At 72.4% G+C, this 5,676-nt stretch carries 7 protein-coding genes; all 7 read right to left on the bottom strand.

What is annotated here, in order from left to right; all coding sequences use genetic code 11:
• Nucleotides 1–124: 124 nt before the first annotated feature.
• Nucleotides 125–862, bottom strand: coding sequence for an ABC transporter ATP-binding protein (locus ACILRF_RS13920; protein WP_395673893.1), 738 nt, complete (start codon nt 860–862; stop codon nt 125–127).
• Nucleotides 855–1,523: a molybdate ABC transporter permease subunit gene (gene modB / locus ACILRF_RS13915; RefSeq protein ID WP_395673891.1), complete on the bottom strand. Its 669-nt coding sequence runs from the start codon at nt 1,521–1,523 to the stop codon at nt 855–857. Before modB ends, ACILRF_RS13920 begins: the two co-directional genes overlap by 8 nt.
• A 3-nt stretch (nt 1,524–1,526) precedes the next feature.
• Nucleotides 1,527–2,306: a molybdate ABC transporter substrate-binding protein gene (gene modA, locus ACILRF_RS13910; RefSeq protein WP_395673889.1), complete on the bottom strand. Its 780-nt coding sequence runs from the start codon at nt 2,304–2,306 to the stop codon at nt 1,527–1,529.
• Between the two features lie 3 nt (nt 2,307–2,309).
• Nucleotides 2,310–3,101, bottom strand: coding sequence for a TOBE domain-containing protein (locus tag ACILRF_RS13905; RefSeq protein ID WP_395673887.1), 792 nt, complete (start codon nt 3,099–3,101; stop codon nt 2,310–2,312).
• A gap of 55 nt (nt 3,102–3,156) precedes the next feature.
• A complete protein-coding gene (modA, locus tag ACILRF_RS13900) occupies nt 3,157–3,939 on the bottom strand; it encodes a molybdate ABC transporter substrate-binding protein (protein ID WP_395673885.1) in 783 nt (260 codons plus the stop codon).
• A 71-nt stretch (nt 3,940–4,010) separates the two neighbouring features.
• Nucleotides 4,011–4,892, bottom strand: coding sequence for a DMT family transporter (locus tag ACILRF_RS13895; RefSeq protein WP_395673883.1), 882 nt, complete (start codon nt 4,890–4,892; stop codon nt 4,011–4,013).
• 113 nt (nt 4,893–5,005) lie between these two features.
• Nucleotides 5,006–5,676, bottom strand: a 671-nt coding sequence (locus tag ACILRF_RS13890) for an alpha-isopropylmalate synthase regulatory domain-containing protein (RefSeq protein WP_395673881.1), incomplete at its 5' end; no start/stop codon positions are given.

The following is a 5,676-nucleotide window of genomic DNA, read 5'->3' as shown; positions in this document are numbered from 1 at the left end:
CGCTGAGTCGCACTGCTTTGCTGGCAGGTTCGTCTCCCCTCTGCCCTGCGCACCTGTCGAATTCAAGAAGGAAAGCGGTTCGTGCGCTCTCGCGTCGCGCGAGTGGGAAACTGCGCCGTTTGGCCTAGGAATCGCCACGCTTGTGCGCCGTGGGCGCGTCGCCCCAGACGAGCTCGCGCGCAACCGGGTCGTCGAGAACCTCCGTCGGCGGCCCGACAAGCCGCAAATGGCCGTGGTCGAGCAGCGCCACGCGGTCGGACAGCCGGCTGACTTCGTCCAGGTCGTGGCTCACCAGCAACATCGGGATCACGAGGTCGGCGCGCAGGGCGGCGAGCTCTGCGTGCAGCCGCGTGCGCGTCCGGCGATCGACGGCGGAGAACGGCTCGTCGAGCAACAGGACGGCGGGGTCGCGCGCCAGCGCCCGGGCGATGGCCACCCGCTGCCGCTGGCCGCCGGACAAGGCGTTGGGCCGGCGATGCTCCAGGCCCTCCAGATGCACTCGCCGCAGCAGCTCCGCCGCGCGTCCGGCGCGCACCGCGCGCGGCAGGTGGCCGAGGGCGGCGGCGACGTTGGCCAGGGCCGAAAGGTGCGGAAACAGGGCGTGTTCCTGGAATACCAGCCCGACGCGGCGGCGATGCGGCGCGAGGTGCAGGCCGCTTGCGCCGTCGAACCAGGTCTCGCCGCCACAGGCGATGTGGCCGCTCCTGGCCCTGGTCAGCCCGGCGATGGCGCGCAGCACGGTCGTCTTGCCGGCCCCGGAGGGTCCGACCAGCCCAAGCACTTCCCCGGGCGCGCAGGTCAGCGCCAGATCGAGCGGGATCGGCCCGACCTGGCGCAGCGTCAGGTCGAGCCCGTCAGCCATGGCGCCGTCCCACCCGGCCACCCAGCCCGTAGACCACCGCCAGGGTGAGGGCCGAGAACGCCAGCAGGGCCGCGCTCATCGCCCCGGCCGCCGCATGGTCGAAGCCCTGCACCCGGTCGTAGATCGACAGCGCCAGCGTCCGCGTCTCGCCGGGGATCGAGCCGCCGACCATCAGCACGACCCCGAATTCGCCGAGCGTATGGGCGAAGGTCAGGGCGAAGGCCGACAGCACGCCCGGCCAGGCCAGCGGCAGCTCGATCCGCCAGAACGTCGACCACGGCGACAACCCGCTGACCCACGCCGCCTGCCGCACGTCCGTCGGCAGGGCTTCCAGCGCCCGCTGCATCGGCTGCACCGCGAACGGCAGGTTGACGATCACCGAGGCCGCCAGCAGGCCCTCGAAGCTGAACGCCAGCGGCCGCCCCGCCAAGGCCGCCCACGCCTGCCCCACGGCCCCGTTCGCGCCCATGGCGGTCAGCAGGTAAAAGCCCAGCACGGTCGGCGGCAGCACCAGCGGCGCGGCGATCAGCGCTTCCCACAGGCCCTTGGCCGGAACCCGCCGGAACGCCAGTCCGCGCGCGAGCACGAGGCCGAGCGGCAGCAACACCAGCGCGGTCCAGCCGGCGAGTTTCAGCGAAACGCGGAACGCCTCCCAGTCCACGCCTCAGCGGCTCCTCTGGGGTCCGGGCAGGGTGAAGCCATACCGGGCCAGCACCGCCCGCGCTTCGGCCCCGCCGAGGAAGTCGTAAAACGCCCGCGCGGTCGGCCGCGCGCCCTTCAGCACCACGGCCCGCTGGCGCAGCGGCTTGTGCATGGCGGCGGGCAGCAATGCGAACGTCCCGGCCGCCTTGACCTGGGGCGTCGAAGCCAGCGACAGCGGAATGAGACCGCCCTGAGCCGAGCCCGACACGGCGAACTGCCCCGCCTGGGAAACGTTCTCGCCCAGCACCAGCCGCGGCCGGATCGCCTCCCACAGGCCGGCCGTCTGCAAGGCCTCCCGCGCCGCCCGGCCATAGGGGGCGTGGTCCGGATTGGCGATGGCGAACCGTGTCACCCGCCCGTCGCGCACCGCCGCCTTGAGGTCCCGGAGGCCCGGGTCCGCCTTCAGCGACGAGCCGCGCGGCGCAAAGATCCCCAGCCGCCCGACCGCATAGAGCCGTCCCTCGCCCTCCGTCCGCCCCGCCGCCAGCAGGCGACGCACGTAGTCCTCGTCGGCCGACAGAAAGACCTGATAGGGCGCGCCGTTCTGGATCTGCTGGGTCAGGGCGCCGGAGGCCGCGAACGTCAGCCGCACGGTCAGGCCGGTTCGCTTCTGGAACGCCGCGGCGATCTCTGGAAGCGCCGATTGCAGGTCCGAGGCTGCGGCGACGACCGGCGCCTCCTGCGCGATGGCCGGCGACGACAGGAGCGCGATGAGCGCCGCCAGCATGTGCCGACGCAGCATCGCCTACTCCACCGCCAGGATGACGTGCGGCGCCTTGACCAGCGCCGTCACCGCCGCCCCAGGCGAGAGCTCCATCGCCTCGGCGCTGGCCCGCGTCACGCTGGCGGTGAGGGTTTTGCCGTCGGCGATCTCGACGTCGATCTCGCTGCTCACCGCTCCGTCCTCGCGCCGCGACACCCGTCCCGCCAGCTGGTTGCGGGCCGAGGTGACCAGCCCCTCGCCCTTGGCCAGCACCACGAAGCTCGACTTGATCAGCGCCAGGGCCGGCTTGCCGACCGCCAGGCCGAGTTCGCGCAGGCTCTCCCGAGTGATGATCGCCGTGATCTGCGCCCCCGCTCCGACCGTCAGCGTGACCTCCGCGCTGACCTCCCCTTCCCTCACCTCGGCGACGACGCCGCGAAGGACGTTGCGCGCGCTTGTCCGCATGCCCAGGCTCCAAAGAAACGGGCGAAGATCGTCGTCGCCGGCAAGGTTATGCTCCAGCCGCCCGACCGCCTCGGCGAGATCGGCCTCGATCCGCTTGAACGCCGCCAGCGCCGCCTGGCCGCGCGGCGTCAGTTCCGCGGCCCCGCCCTGCGCGCCGCCCGCCCGGGCGACGACCAGCGGCGCGTCGAACAGGTTATTCAGCGCCTTCACGGCGTCCCAGGCGCCCTTGTAGCTGAGGCCCAGCCGGGCGGCGGCCGCGCGGATCGAGCCGAGCTCGCCGATGGCTTCCAGCAGCGCCATCCGCTCGGTCCCGGCGCGCGAGCCATCGCGGGCGAAGGACAAGGCGGCGGTCAGGGTCCCGGCGGTCATGCTGGTTATGTAGCCGCCCTATATATCGCTGTCACCGTCGGGATGACTGCAGCGGTCAGCGGCCTCCTGGCAGGGTAAAGCCCCAGCCGATCAGGATCTCGCGCGCGACTGGCGAGCGAAGGTAGCGGTAGAAGGCCTCCGCCGTCGGCCCGGCCCCCTTCAGCAGCACCGCCCGCTGGCGCAGCGGCGGATGCCACTCCTCGGGAATGAGGCTGAAGCCGCCGGCCGTCCGCACCTTCGGCGTCCGGGCCAGTGTCTGGGGCAGGATCGCCGCCTGCACCGTCCCGGAGATCGCCAGTTGCGCCGCCTGCGGCAAGGTTTCGGCCAGGACGAGCTGACGCTGCATCGGCATCCAGGCCTGCGTCCGCATCAGCGCCTCGCGCGTCGCGCGGCCGTAGGGATCGGCGGCGGGATTGAGGATCAAGAGCCGGCCGAGCCGGCCGTCCCGGATCGCCGACGGCAGGTCGCGCAGGCGCCCGTCGCCGCGCACCTTCGATCCGGCCGGGGTGAACAGCCCGATCCGCCCGACGCCGTAGAGCGCGCCTGCGTCCTGCGCCTTGCCGAGCCGTTGCAGGCGGCCGACGTAGGCCTCGTCCGCGGCCAGGAACAGCTGGTAGCCGCCGACGCCCCGCTCGATCTGCCGCGCGAACGCCTCGGTCGGGCCGAAACTCAACCGCACCTGGCGGCCGGTGGCCTCGCGGAACGCGGCGGCGACCGGCGGCAGGGCTTCGAAGAGGTCGGACGCGGCGGCCACCGTCGGGACTGCCTGCGCCGAGGCCGCGCTTGGCGCAACCAGGGCGGCGAGGCTTGACTGCAGGACGGCGCGCCTGGAGCTCATGGGCGCCTGATAAGGCCAGGCCGACCTCAAGCCAAGCTGCCGAAAGTCTCAATTGATCGAGAGGCGCCCGCCTACCCCAGGATGCAGAGGCAGACGCCGGTCGCCGTCAGCGCTCCGCCGAGCCATTGGCGCAGGCTGAGGCTCTCGCGGAACAACCGGCGCCCCACCGCCGCCGCCACCGGCCCTTCGACCAGCCCCACGGCCCGCACCTGCGCCGCCGGCGCCAGCGCCAGGGCCGCGAACCAGCAGGCCGACGCCGCCGACCCGAACACCCCTGCCGTCAACGACCGTCGCCAGGACGTCGCCACCGCCCGCAGGGCCGCCGGCTGCACCGCCAGCAGCACGGCGCACATCGCCGCCGACTGCAACGTCTGGGCGATGACGAGGCTGGCGGTCGCCGAATAGATGGGATGGGCGGGGTCGAGGGCGACGCCGGCCTGCCGATAGCCGTTGAACGAGATCGCGAAGGTGAACCCGGCCGCCAGGCCGAGCAGCCCGCCGCTCAGGCCATGCGAGAGCTCGCCCGGCTTTGGCCAAGACAGCACCACCAGCCCGGCGCTGGCCACCGCGACGCCGCCCCAGGCGGTAGCGCTCAGATGATCGCCCGCCACCGCCCAGCCGAACACCGCCGCCAGCGGCAGGGCCGACTGCTGCAGCAGGGTGGCGACCGCAAAGCCCGACCGGCGCATTGCGACCAGCAGGGCTGCGGTGCCGACGATCTGGGCGATCGCTCCGGACGCGATCGCGATCCAGAACCGCGCCGACAGGTGCGGCGCCGCATCCGGCGTCAGGGCGTAGACGACGGCCAGGATCAGCAGTGTGAACGGCAGGCCGAACAGGAAGCGGACCAGCGTCGCCCCCCACGGCCCGGCGTCGGCGACCAGCCCGCGCTGGGTGGCGTTGCGCGCTACCTGCAGCGGCGCGGCGACGCCGGCCAGCAAAACCCAAAGCATCGGAAGCCCTTTCCTCCCTCCCCTCAGGGGGAGGGCCAGACGGCGGAGCCGTCAGGGTGGGGAAGTCAACGCGAGGCGCCCCCGCCCTTCGGACGGGACGGGGACCCCGAGGCTCAGAAACCGCTCGCCACCCGGGCTTCCGGCGCGCTCTTTTCCTTGCGGGCGATAAGGTTGTTCAGTGCGTTGACATAGGCCTTGGCCGACGCCGTCAGGGTGTCGGTGTCGGCGGCCTGGCCGGTGGCGATGCGGCCATCGTCCTCCAGCCGGACGGAGACCTGGGCCTGAGCGTCCGTCCCCTCCGTCACCGCATGGACCTGGAACAGGCGCAGGGTGGCGTCGTGCGGCATCACCTGGTGGATGGCGTTGAAGACCGCGTCCACCGGACCATCGCCGGTGGCGTTGGCGCTCTTTTCCTCGCCGTCAATGGTGACGGTCAGGAAGGCCTGCTGCGGCCCCTCGGTGCCGGCGATCACCCGCAGGTGCTTAACCTGGATGCGGTCCGCCTGGCTGGCCAGGGCGTCGTCGACCAGGGCGACCAGGTCGTCGTCGAAGACGTGCTTCTTCTTGTCGGCCAGGTCCTTGAACCGCTGGAAGGCCTCGTTCAGGGCGTTCTGGCCCAGCTCGTAGCCGAGGGCCTTCAGCTTCTCGCGGAAGGCATGGCGGCCCGAGTGCTTGCCCATCACCAGGTTCGACTGCGCCTGCCCGACCGACTCCGGCGTCATGATCTCGTAGGTGCCGCGGTCCTTCAGCATCCCGTCCTGGTGAATGCCGCTCTCGTGGGCGA

It is taken from the genome of Phenylobacterium sp., from assembly GCF_044236515.1.
In the GTDB taxonomy this organism is placed as follows: Bacteria; Pseudomonadota; Alphaproteobacteria; order Caulobacterales; family Caulobacteraceae; genus Phenylobacterium.
The sequence above is the reverse complement of the archived record's forward strand: the minus strand, read 5'-3'. Positions and strand labels throughout refer to the sequence as shown.